The sequence below is a fragment of the Acidisoma sp. 7E03 genome, from assembly GCF_054665075.1.
The window spans coordinates 1-23,436 of sequence record NZ_BAAFHE010000017.1 but is presented as its reverse complement, the minus strand read 5'-3'; the positions used below and the strand labels follow the sequence as shown (position 1 = coordinate 23,436).

At 66.6% G+C, this 23,436-nt stretch carries 24 protein-coding genes; 10 read left to right on the top strand and 14 right to left on the bottom strand.

From position 1 onward, the window contains the following. Positions 1-29: 29 nt before the first annotated feature. The 3 genes from ACYQ6W_RS20470 to ACYQ6W_RS20460 are packed head-to-tail and all read right to left on the bottom strand — an operon-like array spanning position 30 to position 1,959. Positions 30-392 carry an MmcQ/YjbR family DNA-binding protein gene (locus ACYQ6W_RS20470; RefSeq protein ID WP_459677914.1) on the bottom strand — a complete coding sequence of 121 codons (363 nt, stop codon included), beginning with the start codon at positions 390-392 and terminating at the stop codon, positions 30-32. Then, positions 389-922 carry a hypothetical protein gene (locus ACYQ6W_RS20465; RefSeq protein ID WP_459677913.1) on the bottom strand — a complete coding sequence of 178 codons (534 nt, stop codon included), beginning with the start codon at positions 920-922 and terminating at the stop codon, positions 389-391. The genes ACYQ6W_RS20470 and ACYQ6W_RS20465 overlap by 4 nt, the downstream gene beginning before the upstream one ends. Further along, positions 919-1,959: an AraC family transcriptional regulator gene (locus ACYQ6W_RS20460; protein WP_459677912.1), complete on the bottom strand. Its 1,041-nt coding sequence runs from the start codon at positions 1,957-1,959 to the stop codon at positions 919-921. Before ACYQ6W_RS20460 ends, ACYQ6W_RS20465 begins: the two co-directional genes overlap by 4 nt. Positions 1,960-2,132: 173 nt before the next feature. On the opposite strand from ACYQ6W_RS20460, the gene ACYQ6W_RS20455 reads away from it, so the two are divergent. Beyond that, positions 2,133-4,133, top strand: coding sequence for a primary-amine oxidase (locus ACYQ6W_RS20455; RefSeq protein ID WP_459677911.1), 2,001 nt, complete (start codon positions 2,133-2,135; stop codon positions 4,131-4,133). Between the two features lie 135 nt (positions 4,134-4,268). Here the strand turns inward: ACYQ6W_RS20455 and ACYQ6W_RS20450 are convergent, their stop codons facing one another. The 7 genes from ACYQ6W_RS20450 to ACYQ6W_RS20420 all read right to left on the bottom strand — a co-directional run bounded on the left by ACYQ6W_RS20450 (position 4,269) and on the right by ACYQ6W_RS20420 (position 11,205). Further along, entirely contained in the window at positions 4,269-5,234 is a 966-nt protein-coding gene (locus tag ACYQ6W_RS20450; RefSeq protein WP_459677910.1) for an ABC transporter permease, read from the bottom strand. After that, positions 5,231-6,784: a sugar ABC transporter ATP-binding protein gene (locus ACYQ6W_RS20445; RefSeq protein WP_459677909.1), complete on the bottom strand. Its 1,554-nt coding sequence runs from the start codon at positions 6,782-6,784 to the stop codon at positions 5,231-5,233. The genes ACYQ6W_RS20450 and ACYQ6W_RS20445 overlap by 4 nt, the downstream gene beginning before the upstream one ends. A gap of 60 nt (positions 6,785-6,844) precedes the next feature. Next, positions 6,845-7,807, bottom strand: a complete 963-nt coding sequence (locus ACYQ6W_RS20440; protein WP_459677908.1) for a sugar-binding protein — start codon at positions 7,805-7,807, stop codon at positions 6,845-6,847. A 283-nt stretch (positions 7,808-8,090) separates the two neighbouring features. After that, the gene (locus ACYQ6W_RS20435; RefSeq protein WP_459677907.1) at positions 8,091-8,936 is read right to left on the bottom strand and encodes a hypothetical protein; all 846 of its coding nucleotides are present in this window, start codon (positions 8,934-8,936) and stop codon (positions 8,091-8,093) included. Positions 8,937-8,986: 50 nt separating this feature from the next. Continuing rightward, positions 8,987-10,312, bottom strand: coding sequence for an NtaA/DmoA family FMN-dependent monooxygenase (locus ACYQ6W_RS20430; protein WP_459677906.1), 1,326 nt, complete (start codon positions 10,310-10,312; stop codon positions 8,987-8,989). Positions 10,313-10,366: 54 nt separating this feature from the next. Further along, positions 10,367-10,990 (bottom strand): DUF2459 domain-containing protein, encoded by a 624-nt coding sequence (locus tag ACYQ6W_RS20425; RefSeq protein ID WP_459677905.1) that lies wholly within the window; start codon positions 10,988-10,990, stop codon positions 10,367-10,369. Positions 10,991-11,043: 53 nt separating this feature from the next. Continuing rightward, positions 11,044-11,205 carry a hypothetical protein gene (locus ACYQ6W_RS20420; protein ID WP_459677904.1) on the bottom strand — a complete coding sequence of 54 codons (162 nt, stop codon included), beginning with the start codon at positions 11,203-11,205 and terminating at the stop codon, positions 11,044-11,046. 269 nt (positions 11,206-11,474) lie between these two features. On the opposite strand from ACYQ6W_RS20420, the gene ACYQ6W_RS20415 reads away from it, so the two are divergent. Further along, positions 11,475-12,194: a hypothetical protein gene (locus ACYQ6W_RS20415; protein ID WP_459677903.1), complete on the top strand. Its 720-nt coding sequence runs from the start codon at positions 11,475-11,477 to the stop codon at positions 12,192-12,194. 37 nt (positions 12,195-12,231) lie between these two features. Here the strand turns inward: ACYQ6W_RS20415 and ACYQ6W_RS20410 are convergent, their stop codons facing one another. Continuing rightward, positions 12,232-12,927: a GntR family transcriptional regulator gene (locus tag ACYQ6W_RS20410; protein WP_459677902.1), complete on the bottom strand. Its 696-nt coding sequence runs from the start codon at positions 12,925-12,927 to the stop codon at positions 12,232-12,234. 261 nt (positions 12,928-13,188) lie between these two features. Here ACYQ6W_RS20410 and uppS point away from each other — a divergent pair, with 261 nt between their 5' ends. From uppS to ACYQ6W_RS20390, 4 genes are all read left to right on the top strand, one after another. After that, positions 13,189-14,046: a polyprenyl diphosphate synthase gene (gene uppS / locus ACYQ6W_RS20405; RefSeq protein ID WP_459677901.1), complete on the top strand. Its 858-nt coding sequence runs from the start codon at positions 13,189-13,191 to the stop codon at positions 14,044-14,046. Between the two features lie 48 nt (positions 14,047-14,094). Further along, the gene (locus ACYQ6W_RS20400; protein WP_459677900.1) at positions 14,095-14,994 is read left to right on the top strand and encodes a bifunctional helix-turn-helix transcriptional regulator/GNAT family N-acetyltransferase; all 900 of its coding nucleotides are present in this window, start codon (positions 14,095-14,097) and stop codon (positions 14,992-14,994) included. A 163-nt stretch (positions 14,995-15,157) separates the two neighbouring features. Then, entirely contained in the window at positions 15,158-16,120 is a 963-nt protein-coding gene (locus ACYQ6W_RS20395) for a hypothetical protein (protein WP_459677899.1), read from the top strand. 76 nt (positions 16,121-16,196) lie between these two features. Continuing rightward, on the top strand, positions 16,197-16,682 hold the full coding sequence (locus ACYQ6W_RS20390; RefSeq protein ID WP_459677898.1) for a nucleoside deaminase: 486 nt from the start codon (positions 16,197-16,199) through the stop codon (positions 16,680-16,682). Between the two features lie 73 nt (positions 16,683-16,755). On the opposite strand, the gene ACYQ6W_RS20385 is transcribed toward ACYQ6W_RS20390, so the two are convergent. Further along, entirely contained in the window at positions 16,756-17,688 is a 933-nt protein-coding gene (locus tag ACYQ6W_RS20385) for a LysR substrate-binding domain-containing protein (protein ID WP_459677897.1), read from the bottom strand. A 113-nt stretch (positions 17,689-17,801) separates the two neighbouring features. On the opposite strand from ACYQ6W_RS20385, the gene ACYQ6W_RS20380 reads away from it, so the two are divergent. Continuing rightward, complete coding sequence (locus ACYQ6W_RS20380) at positions 17,802-18,566, top strand: SDR family oxidoreductase (RefSeq protein ID WP_459677895.1); 765 nt, start codon at positions 17,802-17,804, stop codon at positions 18,564-18,566. 32 nt (positions 18,567-18,598) lie between these two features. Next, positions 18,599-19,390 (top strand): SDR family NAD(P)-dependent oxidoreductase, encoded by a 792-nt coding sequence (locus ACYQ6W_RS20375; protein WP_459677894.1) that lies wholly within the window; start codon positions 18,599-18,601, stop codon positions 19,388-19,390. On the opposite strand, the gene ACYQ6W_RS20370 is transcribed toward ACYQ6W_RS20375, so the two are convergent. Beyond that, entirely contained in the window at positions 19,374-20,114 is a 741-nt protein-coding gene (locus ACYQ6W_RS20370) for an ArsR/SmtB family transcription factor (protein ID WP_459677893.1), read from the bottom strand. The genes ACYQ6W_RS20375 and ACYQ6W_RS20370 overlap by 17 nt on opposite strands. Positions 20,115-20,238: 124 nt before the next feature. Between ACYQ6W_RS20370 and ACYQ6W_RS20365 the strand changes: the two genes are divergently transcribed. Then, entirely contained in the window at positions 20,239-20,685 is a 447-nt protein-coding gene (locus tag ACYQ6W_RS20365) for a nuclear transport factor 2 family protein (protein WP_459677891.1), read from the top strand. On the opposite strand, the gene ACYQ6W_RS20360 is transcribed toward ACYQ6W_RS20365, so the two are convergent. Next, positions 20,679-21,269: an NADPH-dependent FMN reductase gene (locus ACYQ6W_RS20360; protein WP_459677889.1), complete on the bottom strand. Its 591-nt coding sequence runs from the start codon at positions 21,267-21,269 to the stop codon at positions 20,679-20,681. The two genes, ACYQ6W_RS20365 and ACYQ6W_RS20360, sit on opposite strands and share 7 nt — an antisense overlap. A 208-nt stretch (positions 21,270-21,477) precedes the next feature. On the opposite strand from ACYQ6W_RS20360, the gene ACYQ6W_RS20355 reads away from it, so the two are divergent. Beyond that, positions 21,478-23,346 carry a chloride channel protein gene (locus ACYQ6W_RS20355; RefSeq protein ID WP_459677887.1) on the top strand — a complete coding sequence of 623 codons (1,869 nt, stop codon included), beginning with the start codon at positions 21,478-21,480 and terminating at the stop codon, positions 23,344-23,346. Positions 23,347-23,436 lie beyond the last annotated feature (90 nt).

Below are 23,436 nucleotides of genomic sequence, written 5' to 3'. Positions count from 1 at the left end.
GGCGAGGCTAGCGGATCGGCCGCCTGCCGTCAGCCCTCGGCGAGGCCGAGCAGGCGGCGCTGGCGGCGGCTCAGCCCCGCCGCGACCAGCCGGTGCGATTCAGTGAGATAGGCGCGGAGGTCGGCCTCCGGCAGGCCCGGCGTCTCGTATTCTTGAATCCAGGAGAGCCCGCGCGAGGCGAGATAGGGCGCCGGCCGCAGCCCCGGCTGCTCGCGCAGCAGGTCGTAGGCCATGGGGCTCACTTTGAAGGTGACCAGCATCCGCCGTTGCTGCCGCACGCCGATGGCGAAGACCTTGGGGCCGACCTTCCAGACGTCGGATCCGCCCCATTGCACGAGGTGTTGCGCGCCCGGCAGCGTGGCGCAGAAGCGGTTGAAGCGGTCCGGCGTCATGGCGCCGCAGCCCGGCTTGGCGCCTGGCCCAGGCTAAAGGCGGCGAGCAGGGCGCACAGCCCGAGCCAGGGCCAGGCCATGAGGCCGAAATGGGTCATCGCCAGCATCGCGGCGACGCAGAGACCGTGGCTGCCCGGCAGGAAGCAGGCGAAGGCGAGACCGGCGAAGAGCGGCCCGTAGGTCAGCACCGTCTGCAGCGTGGTGTCGCTCGTCATCATCGCCGCCATGCCGGCCTGCATGTCGAGCAGGCCGAAGAGCGTCAGCCCGAGCAGCCAGGCCGCGAGCCGCAGCAGCCCCTGTGGCGACCGCAGCAAAGCGGGGCAGGGCAGCAGCACGCCGAGCAGCGTCATCAGCGCCGCCATCCGCCCAACGGGCGCGAAATCGGCGGCGGCGAGGGCGAGCCCGGAGGCACCAGCGGGCGCCATCGGCATGTCGAAGACCCCCATCGGATGCAGTGCGAGACCGAGCAGGCTGGCAGCGGCGGCGGCGAGCACGGGCCAGCGCAAGCCGGAGACCCAGGCCGCCGTCATGGCACGGCTCCGCCGCGGGCGAGCGCCGTGGGCGCTTGGCCGGTCCAGCCCTTCATGGCGCGCCAGAAGACCGTGCTGTCGGCATAGCCCAGCGCCTCGGCGATCTGCGCGCAGGGCAGACGGCCGCTTTCCAGGTGATGTAGGGCGATCCGCTGCCGCTGTTCGCGCACGAGCGCTTGCAGCGAGGTGCCACCGGCCGCGAGCCGTCGCTGCAGCGTGCGCGGCGACAGGCCGAGTTCCGCCGCAATGCGCGGCAGCGTCACCGGCTGGTGGCCGAGCAGGATGGCGACGGCCGAGCGCACCTGTTCGCGCAGCGTCTCCTCCGGCGTTTCGCGCTCGGGCATCAGATCCTGCAGATGCCGCTCCAGCACGGCGATCAGCCCGGCATCCTCGTGGCGATGCAGATGCTCCGCCTCCGTCCGGTCCATCACCAGGCGGTTGCTCGGCTGGCCGAAGAAGATGGGGGCGCGGAAGATCTTCTCGAGTGCGGCGCCCTGGCCGGCATCGGCATGTTCGAAATGAACCGCGCGCGGCGCCCAGCGCGGGCGGAAGCCGAGGCGCACCAGCTGGCAGCTGGCGGCGAAGGTCAGCTCCGTATCCTGGCGCCGCGGCCAAAGCCGTGCATCGGAGAGCTGATAGACCCAGGAGACCGTATCCTCCTCCTCGACGAGGCCCGAAATGGTGCTGCCTTGCAGGGAGACGAGGAAGGCCGCCATGCGGCGGAAGGCGGCGGCGATGCTGCCCGAGGTGGTGAAAAGGATGCCGAGCGCGCCGATGTCGTTCGGCTTCATGGCAAGGCCGATCTCGCAGCCAAGCAGCGGCCGGCCGAGCGCTTCGGCAGCGTCTTCGAGCAGGCCGATATAGCGCGCGATGGGCACGCATTCGTACGGGTCCTGCAACTGCGCGCGGGACAGGCCGCGGCCATGCAGCAGACGGTCGAGCCGGGCATCCTCCTCCGGCAGAACCCGCAGCAGCATGGCGGGGACCGAGGCACGGATGGTCGCGAAGCGGGCAGGCGGGGTCGGGCGCGGCGGCATGGCGATACCTCGAGCGACGGAGGGACAGGCCTATGGCAAAGCAAGAGCCGTGCCGATTGGAAGCGACGACGAGCGGCCCGACTGGCGCGAATTATCGATCACCGGGCGCGTTTTGTCATTCGCGGCGTCACGCGCGCTCTCTAGCCTGGGCTGCCCCAGTGAAGGATCGCCCCATGGACGTCTCGGTCTCGATTTCGGCCTCCCATCCGCTCGATCTGCTCAGCCTCGAGGAGATCAGCGCCGCCGTCGCCATTCTGAAAGAGGCCCGGTCTCTGGGGCCGCGGCATCGCTTTCCGATCGTGCGGCTGGAGGAGCCGAGCAAGACCGAACTCTCCGCCTGGCGGGCGGGCCAGCCCTTGCCCCGCCGCGCCTTCCTCAACGTGATCGAGATGGATAGCGCCGAAGTGTCGGAAGCGATCGTCGATCTCACCGCCGGCACGGTCGCCGAACACAAGATCATACCGACGGGCGAGGCGCCCTACGGCCAGCCGCCGATCATGATCGAGGAATTCGAGCTGTGCGAGCGGCTGGTGAAGGCGGATGCCGGCTGGCGGGCGGCGGTGAAGCGCCGGGGCCTGACCGACGCCGATATCGACCTCGTGCAGGTCGATCCCTTCTCCTCGGGCTATTTCGGACGGGATTTCGAGAAGGGCCGCCGTATCGTGCGCGCCATCGCCTTCTGGCGCAGCGACATCCGCGACAATGGCTATGCGCATCCGATCGATGGCGTCGTCGCGGTCGTCGATCTCACGGCCGGGCGCGTGGTCGATCTCGTGGACGAGGAAAAGGCCGTGCCGGTGCCGCGCAAGCCGCACAACTATGGGCGCGAGGCCTATCCCGAGACGCGGACAGACGTGAAGCCGTTGAACATCGTGCAGCCGGAGGGGCCGAGCTTCACGGTGGAGGGCTATCAGGTGCGCTGGCAGGGCTGGAGCTTCCGCGTCGGCTTCACGCCGCGCGAAGGGCTGGTGCTGCACGAACTGGCGATTCAGGACGGGGAGCGTTTGCGCCCGGTGATGTTCCGCGGCTCCGTGACGGAAATGGTGGTGCCCTATTCCGACCCCTCACAGAACCATTACTGGAAGAGCGCTTTCGACGGCGGCGAATACGGGCTGGGCCGGCTTGCCAACAAGCTCGAACTCGGCTGCGACTGCCTCGGCCTCATTCATTATTTCGACGTGCCGGCGGCGGACGATCTGGGCCAGCCCTTCGTCATGAAGAACGCCGTCTGCATGCATGAGGAGGATTACGGCATCCTCTGGAAACACTACGAGTTCCGCAACAACATCTTCGAGGTACGGCGCTCGCGCCGCCTCGTCATCAGCTTCTTCGCAACCGTCGGCAATTACGACTACGGTTTCTTCTGGTATCTCTACCAGGACGGCACCATCCAGCTGGAAGCAAAGCTCACGGGCATCATCCAGACGACGGCGCTGGAAGACGGCGACAGCTACCCGGAAGGTGCGCTCGTCTCCGAAAATCTCGGTGGGCCTTCGCACCAGCATTTCTTCAGCGCGCGGCTGCACATGGATGTCGACGGCGGGCCGAACAGCGTGACGGTGCACGAATTCCATCCGCGCCCCTTCGGCGAGACCAACCCCCATGGCAACGCCTTCGACGTACGCGTGCGCACGTTGAAGACGGAAATGGAGTCACCCGACATCGCCGATGGCGTGACCGGGCGCTACTGGAAGGTGATCAACCCGAATGCCCGGAACGCCGTCGGGCGGCCGACCGGCTACAAGCTGGTTGCGACCCCAACGCCGGTGATGCTGGCGCAGGAGGGCTCCTACGTGCGTGCGCGCGGCGGCTTCGCCACCAAGCACGTCTGGGTCACGGCCTTCGACCCGGCGGAGAAATACGGCAGCGGCGACTATCCGAACAACAGCGCCGGTGGGGAAGGCCTGCCCAAATACGTGGCGCAGGACCGGCCGATCGAAAATGCGGACATCGTGCTGTGGCATTCCTTCGGCCACACCCATGTCTGCAAGCCGGAGGACTTCCCCATCATGCCGGTGGAATATGCTGGTTTCACGCTCAAGCCGAATGGCTTCTTCGACACCAACATCGCGATGAACCTGCCGCCGGCACCGAATCATCAGAGCGTCGACAATCGCGCCTGCTGCGGCAGCGCCGCGCCTGCCGAGGCAAAGGGCTGCGGCTGCGGGGATTGAGGAGAGCGGGCGGCTGATCGTCAGGATCTGCCGCCCACGCCGTCACGCCCGGCCCCGAGCCGGGCATCCACTTGTCGGGGCGCCCCAACCGGGTAGATCCCGGCTCAAGGCCGGGATGACGCGCCGTTTGCAGGATTACCCCGCGCGGCCGAAGCGGAACCGGCCGCGCAGATTACCCCATTGCTGGTCGGCGGTGACGCCGATGAGGATGACCGCGCCCATCACCGCGAAGTTGAGCGAGGACGGGATGCCGAGCAGGTTGACGAGGTTCTGCAGCTCCTGCAGCAGCACGACGCCGAGGATGACGCCGACCAGCGAGCCTTCGCCGCCACGCAGGGAGAAGCCGCCCAGTACCGCCGCCGCGATGGCGTAGAGCTCGTAGAAATTGCCCTGGCTCGCCGGCGTGATGGAGCTGGTGTACATCGCGAAATACATGGCGGCGATCGCCGTCAGAATCTGGCAGATGACATAGGCCCAGATGATCACGCGCGTGGTGCGGATGCCCGAATAGCGGGCAGCCTCCTCGTTCTTGCCGACGGCGAAGAGATGCCGCCCGAAGACCGAACGGTGCAGCACCACCCACATCACGGCGCCGATGATGAGCATGGCGATGAAGGAATGCGGCACGCCTGCGGTCCGCCCCGTCGTCAGCCAGTCGAGCGCGGGGAAATCCTGCCCGAAGCCGAAGCCCGCCGTCGCGTCCTTGGTATAGAAGCGCGCGATGCCGCGATAGATGAGCAGGCCGCAGAGGGTCACGATGAAGGGCTGGAGCCGTAGCTTGGTGATGAGCAGGCCATGCGCGAGGCCCAACAGCACGCCGAGCGCCAGCATCAGCACCACGGCTAGCGGCCAGGGCACGCCCTCCACCGCGATGAAGTCGACGAAGAGCACGCCGATCAGCGCGATGACGGAGCCGACGGAGAGTTCGATGCCGCCGGTGATGATGACGAAGGCCTGGCCGATTGCCGAGATGCCGAAGAGGCCCACCAGATTCGCGGTGTTGGAGATGTTGATCGGCAGCAGGAAGCGCGGGTTGAGGATCGCGACGATGATGCCGACCACGATGATGAGCGTGAGAAGGCCGAGATCTTTCTTGTTCATGCCGCGTCTTTTCCGTGGAGAGGTTTGCCGACCGCGAGAAGCAGGACGTTCTCCTCGCTGAAATCGGCGCGTTCGAGGAAGCCGGAGATACGGCCTTCATGCATGACGGCGATCCGGTCGGAGGCGCCGATCACCTCCTCCATGTCGCTCGAGATCATCAGGATGGCGACGCCGGCATCGGCGAGGCCGCGCATCAGACGGTAGATCTCCGCCTTCGCCCCGATGTCGATTCCGCGTGTTGGCTCGTCGAAGATCATGACGCGCGGCTTCATGGCGAGCCACTTGGCGAGCACGACCTTCTGCTGATTGCCGCCGGAGAGGGCGCGCGCCGGGGTCGAGATCTTGTCCGCCTTGATCGCGAGGTGGCGCCGCTGCGCCTCCGCCGTCTCCGCCTCCATTCGGCGAGAGACCATCCAGCGCTTCGCATGTGCCCGCAGATTGGGCAGAGAGATGTTCTCCGCGATCGGCAGATCGAGCAGCACGCCGCAGAGCTTGCGATCTTCGGGCACGAGGAAGATGCCCCGCTTTACCGCATCCGCCGTGTCCCGCAGGCGCAGCGTCTCGCCATCCAGGGTAATGCTGCCGCCCTTCGCATGATCGATGCCGAAGAGCACGCGGGCGAGTTCAGTGCGCCCTGCGCCGACGAGACCGGCAAGGCCGAGGATTTCGCCGCCATGCAGGTCGAGATCGACAGCCTGGCCCGGATAGGTCGGCGTGCGGATGCTGCGTGCCGAGAGCACGACCGGCCCGGGTGTATGGCCTTCGGCGCCGGGATTTCGTTTCAGGTCCCGCCCAATCATGAGCTTGACCATCCGGTCGTGGGTGATTTCCGCGCGGGCGAGGGTGCCGGCAAGCCTGCCGTCGCGCAGGCCCACCACGCGATCGGCGGCGCGTTCGATCTCGTGCAACCTGTGCGTGATGAAGATGACCGCGATGCCATGCGCCTTCAAATCGGCGATGACGGAGAGCAGCTTTTCTGTCTCGGCGAGCGGCAGGCTGGACGTTGGCTCATCAAGGATGACGAGACGTGCATCCATCGACAGCGCCTTGGCGATCTCCACCATCTGGCATTGCGCGATGGAGAGGGAGGAAACGGGCGTCGCTGGCCCGAAATTGGCGCCGACGCGGGCGAGGAGGGGCGCGACGGCGGCGCGCTGGGCGCGGGTGTCGACCAGCGGCAGCGGGCCGCCGCGATGCTTCTCGCGCCCGATCAGCACGTTCGCGGCAACGTCGAGATTGTCGAAAAGATTGAGTTCCTGGTGGACGAAGGCGATGCCCGCGCCCATGCTTTCGGCCACGCCGAAGCTCGCTTGCGGTGTGCCGTCGATGGTGATGCTGCCGCTGTCGGCGGCGATGACGCCGCCCAGGATCTTCATCAGCGTGGACTTGCCGGCGCCGTTCTCGCCGATGATGCCGATGACTTCACCTGGCCGGACTTCGAGCGAAAAATCGATCAGCGCATGGACGGCGCCATAGGATTTGCTGACGTGTTCGAGGACGAGCCAGGGCGCCGCGGCCTCTGCGGGCGCAGGGGCAATCGTGTCATTCATGATCCGTTCCTGCCCGGAAGAGAGAGACGGGCCGCGCCGGGGACGACGCGGCCCCAGGCATCACTGGCCGCTCATGGCCTTCTGCTCCGCCGCATAGGCGTCGACCGTGTCCTTGCTGACGATCTTGGTCGGGATGATGTCGAGACCGTTCGCCGGGATGGCGGACTTGTCACCCTTCAGGTAGGCGGCCATCATCTTCATGCCTTGATAGGCCCAGACGAAGGGCTGCTGCACCACGGTGCCCGCGATGGTGCCTTCCTTGACGCCGCCGAGGGTGACCGGATCACCATCGAAACCGACGACGGTCACCTTGCCGAGCTGGCCCGATTCCTTCAGCGCCGCGTAGATCTGCGGCGTGTTGTAGGAATAGAAGCCGACGAGACAGGTGATGGAGGGATTGGCGACCAGCGTGTCCGAAACGTTGGACTTGGCGCGCGTCATGTCCATGTCGTCGCCGCGCACGTCGACCAGGGTGATGCCGGTGCCCTTGAGGCCTTCCTTGAAGCCCTGGATACGCTCACGCGCATTGTCCGCGCCGAGGAGACCGACGAAGCCCATGCACTTGCCGCCGTTCGGCATGGCCTTCTTCGCGATCTCGGCAGCCTGCTCGCCGGCGAGCACGTTGGAGGAGCCGACATAGGCGATGCGCTTGGTCTGCGGCGCGTCGCTGTCCGTCGTGAAGAGGGCGAGCTGGCCCGCGAGCTTGTCGAATTCGCCCGTAGAGTTCTTCGGATCGACGGCGGAGACGATGATGGCCTTCACGCCGGCGGCGGCCAGGTTGTCCATCAGCTGGTTCTGCGAGGCGACGGTTGCCTGATCGGGATATTGCAGTTCGAGCTTGTAATCCGGCAGTTCGGCCTGGGCCTTCTTCACGCCAGCCGCCGCAGCCTTCCAGAAGTCGGAAGCGCCGTTGGTGACGAAGACCATGGTGGGCTTGGACTCCGCTTCCGCGGAGACGAGGGCGGAACTTCCGAGCAGCAGGCCACCCGCAAGGGCGACCGCGAGTTTCATCGAGGACGTCATTCTGTGCTCTCCCCCGCCGCCTCTTTGAGGCGACATTTTTGTTTACTTGCGCGACTTTTGCGTCCGCGTCTCCGTTCTGCACTCCGGCGGCCGACGCAAAAATCTTATTAATTGGGAAGTTTTCCTCCTGTCAACGCGGGTCTTGCAGTCAAACTGCGCGCATTTTGCTACAATAATGAAATTTGGCGTGACTTATCAGAGGGCTGGCCAATCCCGGTATGATTGCCGCGCGCCGGCACGGCGCATGGCGCGCGGAGCACCGGGCGCGTGCGCGTTTGACCCGTCACCCAGCCGTCTGAGCGGCGTGGCGCCGACCCAGGTGGAAGGGAAAGGGCGCCAGTAGCAGGCCCATGCACCAGCCGAGGTAGAAGCGCAGGTCGATCCACAGTTCCTGCCAGGTATAGAGGCGGAACGCGGTGAGGCGGCTTGCCGCCAGCAGCAGATCGACCGCGTGGGCGAGCAGCAGCCAGATCGCGCCCGCGACCAAGATGTCGCGGGCGACGCGGGGAAAGAACCGTTCGGAGGGGCTGCGTCGCAGCTGTCGGTAGCCGAGCAGGAGGAAGGCCGTGCACGGCAGCGCCGTGGTCATGGTATCGGCGAGCGACCAGCTGAAGATCCAGGCGGCGCCGAAGGGCATGAGGAGCGCCACGACTCCGGCAGGCCAGGCCGCGCGGTCCTTGGCCGCGGCGAGCCAGGCCAGGGTGGTGCAGAAGGGCACGATCGCCCAGGACAGTGCGATCTGCAGCCCGAGGGCGAGCCCTGCCTTGCGCAGGTCGTGCTGCTCGGCATGAGTCGCGAGAAAGGCCGTCATCGCATCATGCAGACAGACCGAGGCGAGGGCGAAGGCGACGCCGGCGGCCGCGGCGAAGAGCGGGCTATAGGCCTCCGGGCCACCATGCTTGTGGCCGAAGAGCGCATGGCGCGCGCGCTCCATCGCGGGTTCGATGCAGAAGGTGAGGATGAGGCCGATCAGGAGGGCCGAGGCGGCATCACCCCAGCTGAAGTGATGGGCGACGACGCGGGCGCCGCGCCAGATGAATTCCGGCGTCATGGCGCAGACCGAAACCCAGAGTGCGGCGGTCAGGGCATTGCCGAAGACGGTGACCGGGCGGGGTGTTGGAATCGTCATCTCGTCACCGTCCGGCCGTCTCGCCACTTTGGTTGTGTTCTCGCCTTGTCTCAGAAGTCACGCAGATTGTCGCGTAGTTGAGCGTGGCGGTATTCGGTACGGACGAGGCCGCGCGCTTGCAGCGCAGGCACCAGCCCGTCCGCGATTTCCGCAACCGCGCGGCGGGTGATGGCGGGCAGCGAGATCAGGAAGCCATCGCCGCCCACGGCTTCCATGGCAGCTGCCATGCTATCGGCGACCCGCTCCGGGCTGCCCACCAAGCGCAGGGATTTTCCACTCGCGCCGAAGGCGGCCATGGCCTCGCGCAGGCTGCGGTCGCCCGCGAAGCGGCGGAATTCGTCGAGCGACTGCTGATGACCATTGGTCCGCAGGTCGAGCTGGCTTACCGGTGTGTCGAGATCGAAGGCCCCGAAATCGATGTTGGTGATCTTGCCGAAGAAGGCGAGGGCGCGGGAGAGATCCCCGGCCGCCTGCTCCGCCCGGCGCCGCGCTTCGGCCTCGGCTTCGGCGTCCGAGGCGCCGAGGATGGGAGAGACGAGGAACAGCACCTTGCAGTCGTCCGGATTGCGGCCCAGCGCATGCATGCGGGCGCGGACGTCCGCGCGGTAGCTGCGCATGGCATCGACACCGTTCGCCGAGGCGACGATGGTATCGGCATGCCGCGCGGCGAATTGCCGCCCCCGGTCCGAGCCGCCGGCCTGGGCGATGACCGGCCGGCCCTGCGGTGCAGGCCCGGCATTCAGCGGCCCGCGGCTCTTGAACCAGCGGCCTTCGAAATCGAGACTGCGGACGCGGGCCGGGTCCACCAGCCGGCCGGTGGCAGGGTCGGCGATCACCGCGTCCGGTGCCCAGCCCGCCCACAGCCCGTTAACGACGGCCATGTATTCCTCGGCCATCTCGTAGCGGAGGTCGTGCTCGGGCATGGCCGGCAGGCCGAAGTTGCGCGCCGCGAAATCGGAACTGCCGGTCACCATGTTCCAGCCGATGCGGCCGTCCGACACCTGGTCCAGCGTCGTCATCAGGCGGGCGAGAAGATACGGCGGATAGGCGAAGGTGCCGAAGGTCGGGACGATGCCGATATGGCGGGTGGCCTGGGTCAGCAGGGTCGCGACCACCGAGGGGTCTTGCCGGGGAACGGAGATGCCGCGTTCGAGATAGATGTCTCGTTTGCCTTCGAAACTTTCGCCGACATAGGAGGAGTCTTCGATCAGCACGTAATCGAAGCAGGCGCGTTCGAGGCTGCGGGCAAGGTCGATGAAGAGATCGGGCTTCTGCCAGTCGCGGCCGATGGCACCGGACCAGGGATGGCCCCAGCCATGCACGCTCGATCCTTCCAGGAACCAGGCGAGATGAAACGGTGCGGTGGGCAAAGGCATCATCCTTGGCATTGGACACCGCAAGCTAACGACGGCACAGGGGGCTTCGTCCAGTCATTGCTCTGATGATTGCCGAGACAATTTCCGAACCCGTTCGTGGAGCGGGCCGGAGAAGACGACGCCGGCCGGATGGATGGGCAGCCCGCCCGCGGCCAGCGCCTCTGCGCTCCAGGTGTTGCAGGTGTGGAGCAGGCCGTAGCGCTGGCGCGCCTCATAGAACAGGCTGCCGGACCAGTTCCCTTCGCCGATGTAGCGGGGCGCGCCCTGCGGCGTCGTCGCGAAAGACCGCCAGAGGAAGGCGGAGAGGCCGGCTGCGCCGCCCGGCGGTAGCGCGAGGGTGGTGACATGCGCGGCGCCATAGGCGGTGGCGGCATCGGTGCCGACGGCGCTGACCTCGATCGCCGCCGGGCCGGGGAAGGGGCCGATGATCCATTCGCCCAGCGTATGGGCGGGTGCGATGATGAAGGTGCGCTTGCCATAGCCGAAGACGAGGGTGCGCGCCCCGGGGAAGAGGCTGCGGAAGCGCGAGAGCGGCCCCGTCGCTTCGTCTGCCGGCAGGGCGATATCCGTGTGCCAGCCATGGGTGACGAGGGCGACCTGGCCGTCGCCTTCGCTGGCAAGGGCGATGGTCGCCGGCGGCGGCCCGGCGCAAGCGGAAAGCGCCAGGGCCGCGGCCAAGAGAGGGAGCGAGAAACCGCCGGGGCGCGCTGCCCCGCAGCGGCGTTGCAGCCTCAGGGGCAGCTGGTGCCGGTGCCCGGGCCGCACTGCGTCTGCTGGCCATTCGGCATGATGATGTAGGTCTTGCTCGGCGCGGTGCTGCCGCCGCCGAGGGAGGAGCTGCAGCCGGCGAGCGCCAGGCCGAGTGCGGGCAGCAGGATCAGTGCAAGGCGCATGGCGCGGATGCTCCGGGGGGCGGGCGTGAAGGGAAAGCCAAAGGGACGCAGCGGACAGCGACCCGGCTGCGCCACGCCCTCAGTATCCGTCGCAGCCGATGGGTGCAAGAGGCTGGAAAGGTTCGGAGATATCGCTTGTGAGACCGCTGCGCCGCCGTTCCTCAGGCGCGGGTGATCCCTGCAGGAAACGGGGGCATTCCTTGCTTTAAATCAATGAGTGTTCTAACCAAGTTACAGTAAAATGACGTCGCTTCTGATGGAGACGACCGATGCGGATGGCTCTGACGGCTTGCGGATTGGCTCTGGCGGCGATGGTCTCGCCCGCGGCGGCTCTGACTCTCGATAGCCCCACCAGCGGTGCTTTCGCGGAGCATGTGTCTGCGGTCAACGGCCTGAGCAATGCCACGCTGCTGATCGTGCGCCATGCCGAGAAGACCGGCTTCGGTACCGGCCTGTCCCCGGCGGGCGACATGCGCGCCCAGGTCTATGCGCGCTACTTCCGCCATTTCACGCTGGACGGTGACCGCCTTCAGATCGATTCGCTGGTTGCGGCCAAGGATACCGAGAACAGCGCCCGCCCGCGCCTGACGCTGGAGCCGCTGAGCCTCGAGACCGGGATGGAGATCGCCCAGCCCTGCGCGGATCATGCCGTGGGCCAGCTCGTCGCTTGGCTGAAGGCGCAGCCGGCCAATGAGACGACGCTGATTTCCTGGCATCACACGAAGATGGCCAAGCTGCTGGCCGCCCTCGGCGCCGATCCCACGGCGATCCTGCCCAATGGCCGCTGGCCGGATGACGTCTTCGACTGGGTGGTGGCGCTGCGCTTCGATGCCCAGGGTAAGCTCATCCCGTCGGAAACCCAGGTGGTGCGGGAACCAGCCGCGGTGAACGACGTGGTGTGGAAGACCATGGGCCATCCGGTGATCCGCCCGTTGGACGATCAGGTGGAACCCGCGGGTTCGGCCGTGGAGCGTCTGGCCGAACGGTGAGACGGAAAGCCGGGGCGCCGCGGCGGCGACGGCGGCGTCAGCCCCCGGCTTCCTGCCGCTGGGCGCCTCTCACCACCACGTCCTCCGACCGGCGCAGATGCCGGTCGAGTTCGGCGCGTGCACCGGCAATGTCCCCCATTTGCAGGTGGCGCGCGAAGATCGCGTGGGTCGTTCGCGTATCGGCGACGTCTTCCGGCACATAAACGCGCACCAGCAAGAGACGGATTTCCGCCATGAGTGCTCGATGGATGGCGCAGAGCCGGTCTGAGCCGTGGATCGCGACGATCGCGCGGTGAACCGCGACATCTGCGTCGCTCATCTCCGGCCCCGTGACGGTCGGGGGCAGGGCCACCAGATCGGTGATCGTCGTCATCAGCGCCTCCCGCAGGTGGGCAGGCGCGCTGGGCACCGCATCGACCGCCGCAAGTTCGATGACGCGCCGCGCGGCGAAAATGTCTCGCACCTCGGTCGAGGACAGCTTGGTGACCTGCACCCCCTTGAAGGAGGTGCGCGTCAGCAGCCCCTCGGCGACCAGAAGGCTGATCGCTTCGCGCAAGGTGTGGCGGGAGACACCGAAGGCCGCGGTGAAATCCAGCTCAGGAATATGGGTGCCAGGCGCGAGCGCCCCGCTGGCGATCTCGGCCCGCAGTGCCGCGGCAACGCGCATCGGCGTCGTCTCGCGTTCGAGCGCGAAGACGCGCGGCTTCGGCCGGGGGGCGTGCGCGTCGTTCATGGGCGGACCATCGGGGCGGATGACGGGAAAGATCGAGCAAAGGCGAGCATAAAAACGGTTCTAAAAGTGCTGTGAGGCGGAACAATGGCAGGGCGTATCAATGCGATGCAACGCCGAAGAGCGTCAAATGGGGCGTGCGATGCGCCCCCATGCAGGTCATAAGACACCGCGCCTGCAATTGGTGAATTGGCCCGCGCGCCCATATAGCGCCGCGTGCGCAACCGCATGTCCTGTGTGACCTTTGACGCGAAGGGAAGGCCCTTGTCCGGAGACGTCGCCCAGCCTGCTGCCTTAGCCCGTGTGAAGGCACCCACCCGCCATGGCGCAGCGGCGGGCATCGCCTGGCTCCTCAACCCGCTTTACCGGCTCTACGAAGCGCGGCTCGAACGTGAAATCGCCGGTACGGCCGTGCCACGGCACATCGGCATCGTGCTGGATGGCAATCGTCGTTATGCCGCTCGGGCGGGATGGGCGCAGGCGCAAGAAGCCTACCGCCTTGGAGCCCAGAAGCTGGACGAGGTGATCGCCTGGTGCCGCGGTCTCGGCATTCCCGCCGTCACCCTCTGGGTCTTCTCCACCGACAATCTGGCCCGCCCCTCGGACGAGGTGGACGGGATCATGGCCGCGATCGAGGACAAGCTGCGCAGCCTGGCCGAGGACCCGGAACTGCATGCCCAGCGCGTGCGCGTGCGCGCCATTGGCCGGCTGGACCAGCTGCCGGCGCGTACCCGCGCCGTCATCCGCGAGGCGGAGGAGGCGACGGCCGGCTACGACGGCATGGCGTTGCACATCGCCATCGCCTACGGGGGGCGCGAGGAGATCGCGGACGCGGTGCGCGGCATGCTGACGGCGGCGGCGGCGGAGGGGCAGTCTCTCGCACAAGCCGCGGCCGCGGTGACGCCGGAGCGCATTGCCCGCTACCTTTACCTCGCCGATGCGCCGGAGCCCGACCTCATCATCCGCACCAGCGGCGAGGTGCGGTTGTCCGGCTTCCTCCTGTGGCACAGCGCGCGCAGCGAGTTCTATTTCTCGGACGTGCTGTGGCCGGCCTTCCGCCGGGTGGATTTCCTGCGCGCCGTTCGCGCCTTCCAGCAGCGCGACCGCCGTTTCGGCCGCTGATCCGCACCTTCGGTTGACGCTGGCATTTCTCTGACCTAAGTCAGATAAATGCCGCTCGATCCGATCACCCGCGTCCGCCGCTTCAACCGTGCCGTCACCTCCGCCGTGGGCGCGCTCGATTCCTCCTTCCTCCGCCGCGGCCGGCCGCTCGGCGTCGCCCGTGTCCTCAACGCCATCGGCCATGGCCGGCAGGAAGTGGCCGCGATCCGCGACTATCTCGGCCTCGATTCCGGTCTGATGAGCCGGCTGCTGCGCTCGCTGGAGCAGGAGAAGCTCGTGACGGTGCAAGCCGCGCCGGAGGATGCACGGCGCCGCCAGGCGCGGCTGACCCCTGCGGGCCAGGCCGAATTCGCCGCCTACGAGCGGCTTTCGAACCGTCAGGCCAAGGCGATCCTCGGCCGCCACGGCCGGCCGGAAAGGCTGCTGGCGGCGATGGACCTCGTGGCCGCCACGCTGTTGCAGGACCGCATCGAGATGCAGGAGGTGGACCCGCGCCGTCCGGAGGCGCGGGAATGTCTGGAGGCCTATTACGCCGAACTCGCGCAGCGCTTCGAACGCGGCTTCGACGTCTCGCTGTCGCGCGACCCCGAGGCCGCCGCGATGATGCGGCCGCGCGGTGCCTTCCTGCTCGCGATGGCGGACGGCATGCCCCTCGGCTGTGTCGGCCTCAAGGGCACCGGACCGGACTATGCCGAGATCAAGCGGCTGTGGGTGGCGCCCGCGGCCCGCGGCTTGGGCCTCGCGCACCGGCTGATGGCGGCGGCGGAAGAGGCGGCGCGCAGCCGCGGCATCACCACGCTGCGGCTCGACACCAACAGCGCCTTGCCGGAGGCGGTGGCCCTGTATCGCAATACCGGCTGGACCGAGATCCCCCGCTTCAATGACGATCCCTATCCCGACTTCTTCTTCGAGAAACGGTTGGACGCCGGGGATGGAGAGAGGGCCTGAAGGCAAAGGCTCTGTGGCGGCGTCGCCAGGCTGCGCAAGCCATCATCGCCGCCAGGAAAGGACGCCCCAGCGCGGCACAATGCGAAACTAAAACAAGTGACAAGCGCACCTGCGCTACGGCACAAGGCTGGTATCGTCATCCCCTGGGTATGAGCAGCCAAGCGTGGTCACTGATATTGCAACGGTCTCGGCGGAACGTCCGGCCCTCGCGACTGCGATTATGACGAGGATCATGCTCTGCGAAGGCAATGATCAGGATTTCGCCCAATGGCAGTCGCACTTTACCAGGGCGGCGGCGGATTGCCCGGGGTTTGTCAGTCTTGAAATCATCCCGGCTTTTCCGGGCGCCCCCGACTGGCGCGTGATCCAGCGGTTTGAATCGGAGAGCGCCCTCGCGCATTGGCAGAGTTCCGCGGCCCGCGCAGACTTGTTGGGGGCCGTGCGTGCGATGTCGGCCGACCGGGACGCCGGTTTTTGGGACGAAGTGGCGCCGGATTTCCACTCTCTGAATAGCGTTACGGAAGTGATCACGACCGACGTCGAGCCTGGGCAGGAGGTGGCCTTTCAAAGCTGGGCGGAACGGATGCAAGCCCACCAATCGACCTTTCCGGGCTATATGGGCACGCTCATTCAGGCACCGATCATGCCCGCGATGCCCTATTGGACCACGCTGGTTCGTTTTTCTACGCCCGCACAGCTGGAAGCGTGGCTTGCCTCTGAGGAGCGGGCGTCCCTCCTGCAAGCGGCCGATCCCCGCGTACAGCGATGGAAGAGCAGGCGGCTCAACAATCCGTTCGGAGGTTGGTTTCCCGCCGAGCCGAACGCACCCCCGCCCGCCGCCTGGAAGCAGACCTGCCTCGTGCTGCTGGTGCTGTTCCCGGTGGTGATGCTGGAAATCCGGTTTTTGATGCCACGTCTGGCCCATGCGCCTCTGGCGATCTCGACCTTCATCGGCAATGCCATCAGCGTCTCCCTGGTATCCTGGCCGCTGATGAAGCTTGCGATCGCCTCGCTCGGCTGGTGGCTCAATCCCAATCCACAGCAGCGCCTGCGGATGGAAGTGCTGGGCATCGGGACAATTGTATTACTTTATGTTTTTGAAATAATGTTTTTTTGGGCTCTATAATAAGATCACGCCGTCAGATCGCTCTGGCGCGCGCTTGTGCCTGATGTCTTCGAACCGGTACCAGAAAGATAACAATATGTCTGATGATGACGACATCAAGTTCATGGCTCGCGCGATAGAGCTTTCCCGGATCACCTCCTTGGTCGAGAGCGCGGGCGGCGTTTTCGGTTGCGTAATCGTGAAGGATGGAAGGATCATCGGCGAAGGGGCCAATCGCGTTGTCGCGGAGATGGACCCCACCTGGCACGGCGAGATGGAAGCGATCCGCAATGCCTGCAAGGCGGAAGCCAGCTTCAAGCTCGAAGGCGCCACCCTTTATACCAGCGCCGAACCTTGCCCCATGTGCATGGCGGCGACCTACTGGGCCGGGATCAGCAAAGTCTTCTATGCGGCACAGATCGAGGACGCGTTCGAATACGGCAATTTCGACGACAGCAAGATCTACTCCGAACTTCGCAAGCCGGTCGATCAGCGCGAAATTCCCATCAAGCAGATCATGCGCGCCGAGGCTGTCGAGGTCTGGAAGGAGTATCAAAAGAAGACAGACAAGGTCCAATACTGAGACCGGCCGGAACCCCCTAGAGCGCGTCATTGCCGGGCGGCCCTGCCCGGTGATGACGAAGAGATAACGATCCCTATTCGAGTGCTTTCTTCGAGACGCAACTTGTGTCGTCCTCCCAATAGGGCGGGTCGCCGAAGCATTCGCGCAGATGCGCGACCAGGCGGCGCAGTTTCGTCGATGGCTCTCGCCCCTGGGCATGGCCGATGAAGAGAAAATCGGGTGCTGGGGCTGCTTCGAGCGGCACGGCCACCAGATCGCCGGCCTTGACCGCCGGGCCCGCGATGAAGGCGGGCAGCATGGCGAGGCCGAGGCCCGCGATCGCCGCATCCCGCATCATGTCTCCATTGTTGACCGCGAGGGACAGCCGCGCGCGGATCGAGACCGGTCCTTCGGGCGTGTGAAAGCGCCAGTCACCCGCCCCGCGATTGGTGTAGTAGATTCCGCGGTGCCTTGAGAGATCGTCGAGCGTCCGCGGTGTGCCATTGGCCGCCAGATAATCCGCCGAGGCGGTGAGCATGCGGCGGCTCTCCGCCAGCGTCCAGACGATCAGCCGGCTATCGTCGATCGGACCATGCCGGATGATCGCGTCATGGCCGCTGGAGGCAATGTCGATCTGCCGATCATCGAGATCGAGCGTCAACTGCACGTCGGGATGGGCTTTGAGGAACGGATAGAGCGCAGGTCCGAGGTGCAAGCGGCCGAAGGTTACCGGTGCCGCGATGCGCAAGGGGCCACTCAACGTGCCCCGGCGCTCGGCAATATCGGCTGTGGCCTCGGCCAGATCACGCATGACACGGGTCGCGCGCGGAAAAAAGGCGTTGCCATCTTCGGTGAGTGCCAGCCTGCGCGTGCTGCGATGGAGGAGCCGCGCGCCGAGCGAACGTTCGAGTTCCGACAGCCTTTCACTCACCACGGAGGTGGAAAGGCGGAGATGGCGCGCCGCCGCACTCAGCGATCCATGTTCGACGGTCGCAATGAACGCTTCGATGCCCTCGATCCGGATCATCTTTCGGCAATCCCGAATTATAAAAACGTATTCTGGTCACTAATCGTAAGGATCGCGCAAGAGCATCTTCCCTCATGACATCACGTTCCATCGTCAGAACAGGGAGATGCATCATGAGCCGTCTACGCGACAAGGTCGCGATCGTGACCGGGGCCAGCGCCGGAATCGGTCATGCCACTGCCCGTCTCTTCGCTCAGGAAGGCGCGCGGGTCATCGTCGGTGCCCGCCGGCAGCCCGAACTCGACAGTCTCGTCGGCGAGATCACGGCGGCCGGTGGTCTCGCCCGGGCACTGGCCGGGGACGTGCGGGACGAGGCGTTCCACGAAGCGCTGGTGCGTGCCGCGGTCGAGACCTTCGGCAGGCTCGACATCGCCTTCAACAATGCGGGCGTGATCGGAGAGGCGGGGCCCAGCACCGCGGTGTCGGCTCAGGGCTTTGCCGATACGGTCGCGGTCAACCTCACCGCCTCTTTCCTCGCCGCCAAGCATCAGATCGCCGAGATGGTCAAGCATGGCGGTGGGTCCGTCATCTTCACCTCGACCTTCGTGGGCCACACCTTCTCCTTTCCGGGCGTGGCAGCCTATGCCGCGAGCAAATCCGGCCTCATCGGCCTGACGCAGGCCCTGGCCGCGGAATTCGGGCCGCAGCAGGTGCGCGTCAATGCGGTCCTACCAGGCGCGGTGGATACCGACATGTATCGTGACATGAACGGCACCGCCGAGAAGCAGGCCTTTATCACCGGCCTGCATGCCCTGAAGCGGGTGGCGCAGCCGGATGAAATCGCCCGCGCGGTTCTCTATCTCGCGTCGGACGAGGCCAGCTTCGTCACCGGTACCGCCTCCTTGGTTGACGGCGGGATTTCGATTACGCGTACTTGAGCGGCTAGCCGTAGACAGAAGGAACAGCGTCGATGGATCTTCAACTTCAGAGCAAGCGCGCGCTCGTCACCGGCAGTACGGCGGGCATCGGCCATGCCATCGCCCGCGCGCTCGTCGCGGAGGGTGCCCATGTCATCGTCAATGGCCGCAGCCAGGAGGCGGTGGACCGTGCAGTCTCCGAACTCGCCCAGGCCGGCGAGGGCCGCGTCGACGGATTCGCCGGTGATCTCGGGACCGAGGACGCGGCCCTCGCATTGATCGACCGGTTTCCCGAGATCGAGATTCTGGTCAACAATCTCGGCATCTTCGAGCCGAAGCCCTTCGAAGAGATACCGGATGCCGACTGGCGGCGCTTCTTCGAGGTGAACGTGATTTCGGGCACGCGGCTCGCCCGCCTCTACCTTCCTGCGATGCGCGCACGGAACTGGGGCCGGATCATCTTCATTTCCAGTGAAAGCGGCGTGCAGATCCCGGCCGAGATGGTGCATTACGGGGTAACCAAGGCAGCACAAATCGCGGCCGCGCGCGGTATCGCCGAATCCGTCGCCGGCACCGCCATCACCGTTAACAGCGTGCTGCCAGGGCCGACGAAATCCCGCGGGGTCGTCGACTTCATCGATACCTTGGCGCAGTCGGACGGCAAGACCGCCGATCAGATCGAGACCGAGTTCTTCGAGCACGTCCGGCCGACCTCGCTGATCAAGCGCTTCGCGACACCGGAAGAGGTCGGGTCGCTGGTTGCCTATGTGGCGAGCCCACTTACCGCCGCAACCAATGGCGCCGCCCTGCGTGTGGATGGCGGCGTGGTCAAGAGCGCCTTCTGATCGGCCGGAGATCTGTCACCAACCCGTGGAGAGATCCGGCATCCACGCCTAACTGCTCCTTCAGCGCGATCCGTCCCTTCGGCGTGACCTCAACCGCGCGGGAGGCGGCCGTGCGCCGCAGCCACCCTTGCGCGCACAGCAGGGACATAAACTGCGTGCCCAAGGGGCCGGCGAGGTGGTGCTCGCGCTCCGTCCAATCGAGGCATTGCCTGGCGAGGCCGCGGCGGCTCGGTTTGATCTGGCCGACATCGAGGCCAAGGCGCGCGAACCAGGCGGCGCCCTCGGCCGTGACCGCATAGCGTTTCTCGGGTAGCGCCGCGAGGAGGCCGCGCGCCTCCAGGGCCTGGGTGAGGGCGACGCCCAATCGTCCGGCCAGATGATCATAGCAGCAGCGGGCGAAGTGTAGCCGCTGCGCCTCCGGGCTCGGTGCCCGGCGCCGCACCGTCCCGGCCGGCCCGATGGCGGCCAGAGTCTCCAAGGCCAGGGCGACGTGCGGCCCCGCCAGCCGGTAGTAGCGATGCCGGCCCTCGCTCTCCACGGTCAGCACGCCCCCGGCCAGCAGCTTGCCGAGATGGGAGCTTGCCGTTTGCGCCGTGATGCCCGCGGCATGAGCCAGTTCACCGGCCGGCTGCGCCCGTCCGTCCAGCAGGCGGGTGAGCATGGCGGCGCGCGCGGGATCGGCGATCAGGAAGGCAGCGGTGGCGAGAGTGGGCTGCGGGTCCATCGGGGTCTCCGGTCAAGAGGTGCCACCCTAGCACTGCCGTCGTCCCGATGTTTCGACCCGGGTCGAAGCATCGGGCGGCCCGCGCCGCCTAAGCTCCCTGCCACACGCCGATGAGGAGACACCGATGATGACCGACCTGACCGACGCCGCCATCCGCCATGTCTATGATCGCTGGCACGACACGGTCCGCGCTCGCGATCTGCCAGGTTTGATGGCGCTTTATGCCGAGGAGGCGGTTCTGGAAACGCCCTTGATCTTGGTGACGCTGCCGGACAAGGCGGAGGGCATCCTGCACGGTAAGCCCGCCATCCGCGCCTTTTTCGAGGCCGGCTTTCGCACGCTGCAGAGCGATCTCGCCCGCTGGCATCGCAGCGGGACCTTCTTCTCCAACGGCCGCCAGCTCATCTGGGAATATCCGCGCGCCACGCCGCAGGGCGACCAACTCGATCTGGTCGAGGTGATGGACATCGCGGAAGGACGGATCACCCATCACCGGGTCTATTGGGGATGGGTCGGGTTCAGGGCGCTGACGGCCGGCGCTGGTCTGGCGGCAGCCGCCGCGCCTCAATAGGGCGGGGCGCGGCGGGCGCGCTGGGCGCGCGCCGCTTCGGTCCACCAGGCGAGGTCTTCGGCGAAGCGGGGAAAGGCACGGGCGAGGGAGTCCCCCGCCGAGCCCGTGGGCCTGCCTTCGGCATCCAGTGTCGCGGCGATGGGGCCGACCGCGATGGTCGAGGAGATCACCACCATGCCCATCTCCGAGAGGGTGCCGTGGAGCAGGAAATTGGCCCGCGCGCCCGAGAAGCGGCCGGCGGAATAGCTCGCGATCGCGGCCGGGCGCCAGAACCATTCCTCGAGAAAATGATCCATCAGGTTCTTGAGGCCGGGCTGCAGGCCCCAATTGTATTCGCCGGTGACGAAGAGGAAGGCATCCGCCGCGATGATCTTCTGCGCCAGGGCTTCCAGCGCGGGCGGCGCCTCGCCCTTCGGATATTCCTTGTACATCCGGTCGAGCATCGGCAGGTCCACCGCCTTCGCGTCGATCAGCTCGACGTCCTGGCCGAGGGCCGCGAGTTCCCGCGTGAGATAATCCGCGAGCCGGATGCCCATGCGGTCCCGCCGATAGGAGCCGTAGAAGACGAGAATGCGGTCGCTCATGGCGGTTCCCCCCGATCGCTGGTCAGCCTTGGTATCAGTCCGCCTCGAGGGAAGCCAGCCGGCAGAGGGCAGGTTGTTTTCACGCGGCAAACAGGCCAGCCTGCCCCGGGCATGCGCGACGCCGCGTGCCCCAGGAAACGCCCGGCGATGGATTAGGTGCGGCAGTTCGACACGCGGTGCCTCCAGCCCAAGAAGGAGATCCGTCTGGATGATCGACCAACCGCTCGAAGACGGCCCCATCCACGACCCGCATCCCTCCGTCCAGACCTCGACCGTGCCGCCCAAGGCGCCGCCGGCACCGCCCGAGGAAGAGGTGCCGCGGATGAGCCTTCTGCCGCTCGCGGCGCTGGCTCTGGTCGTCGGGGTCATCACCGGCTTCGGCGCCGTCGTGTTTCGTGGCCTCATCGGCCTCGTCCACAACGTGCTTTTCCTCGGCCAATTCTCCTTCGCCTATAACGCCAGTCTGTTCACGCCCGAGAGCCCGTGGGGGATCTTCGTCATCCTCGTCCCCGTCATCGGCGGCCTCGGTGTCACCTGGATCGTCTCCAACTTCGCGCCGGAGGCAAAAGGCCATGGCGTGCCCGAGGTGATGGATGCCATCTACTACAATGCCGGGCGCATCCGCCCGGTGGTGGCGCTCGTCAAATCCATCGCCTCCGCGCTCGCCATCGGCAGCGGTGCGGCCGTCGGTCGGGAAGGGCCGATCATCCAGATCGGCTCCGCCCTGGGGTCGAGTCTCGGCCAGATCATCCGCATGCAGGCGGGCCAGCGCATCACCCTGGTCGCGGCGGGCGCCGGGGCGGGGATCGCGGCGACCTTCAACACGCCGATCGGCGGCGTGCTGTTCGCGACCGAACTCATGCTGCCCGAGATCAGCGTCAACACCTTCCTGCCCGTCGCCGTCGCGACCGGCACCGCCACCTTCATCGGCCGGCTCTTCTTCGGCTCACAGCCCGCCTTCAGCGTGCCTCTGAACCTCGCCGCCCTGCCGAATAGCCCGAGCAGCGCGCTGACCCTGCTGCTTTACGCGCTGCTCGGTGGCGTCGTCGGCATCGCCGCTGCCCTCTTCGTGCGCGGGCTGCACTGGATCGAAGACGGATTCGACCGCATTCCCGGCCGCTATACGCGCCATGTCATCGGCATGCTGATCGTCGGCGTCATGATGTATCTCTTCTACCGAGGCGCCGGCCATTACTTCATCGAGGGTGTCGGCTACTCCACCATCCAGGCGACGCTCTACGGCCAGATCATGGCTGCGGGCTTCCTGCTGCTGCTCTTCGTCGCGAAACTGCTCGCGACCTCGATCAGCCTAGGCTCCGGCTCATCGGGCGGCGTCTTCTCGCCCTCGCTCTTCATGGGGGCGACGCTCGGGGCGGCATTTGCCTCCATCGTCACCCTCGTTCTTCCCCACGCGCCCGTCAGTCTTCCGGCCTTTGCCATGGTCGGGATGGGGGCGATGGTGGGCGGTGGCACCGGGGCCGCGATGACCGCCGTCACCATGATCTTCGAGATGACGCGGGACTATAACATCGTCCTGCCGATGATCCTGGCGGTGGCGGCCGCACTCGGCGTGCGGCGCCTGCTCTCGCGCGAGAACATCTACACCCTGAAACTCGTGCGCCGGGGCCACCCCATTCCGAAAGCCCTGCACGCCAACATGTTCCTGGTGCGGCGGGCGGATGCGATGATGGCGCGGGACGTGCTGGTGCTGGACGAGAGCACATCCTATGCGAGCTTTCGCCAAATGGCGGCGGCGCAGGGCGGGCTGCAGCATGCCGTCGTCACCCGCGGCGGCGAGATCATTGGCACCGTCACGGTGGATGAGGAACTGCGGCAGGTGATGGCCGGGACGACGGCGAGCCTACCGCTCGCGCAACTGGCCCAGCCCGGCTTCACCATCGCGCATGAGACGGATGTCGCCTTCGACATCATCCGCAGACTGGCGCGCACGGGGGCGCATATCGCGATCGTCGTGGGTCCAGCCGCGCCGGGGGCGCCGCTGCGTGTGCTCGGCGTCATCACCAAGGAGGCGGTGGCCGACGCCGTGGCGGACAGCGTGCGGATGTATCCCGGCTGAGAGGCCATTTCGAATCGATAGATCAACGGGCCAGCCGTCGCAGCAGGATGACGGTGGCAGCGGCGTAGAGAAAGGCTTCGACGCTCTCGA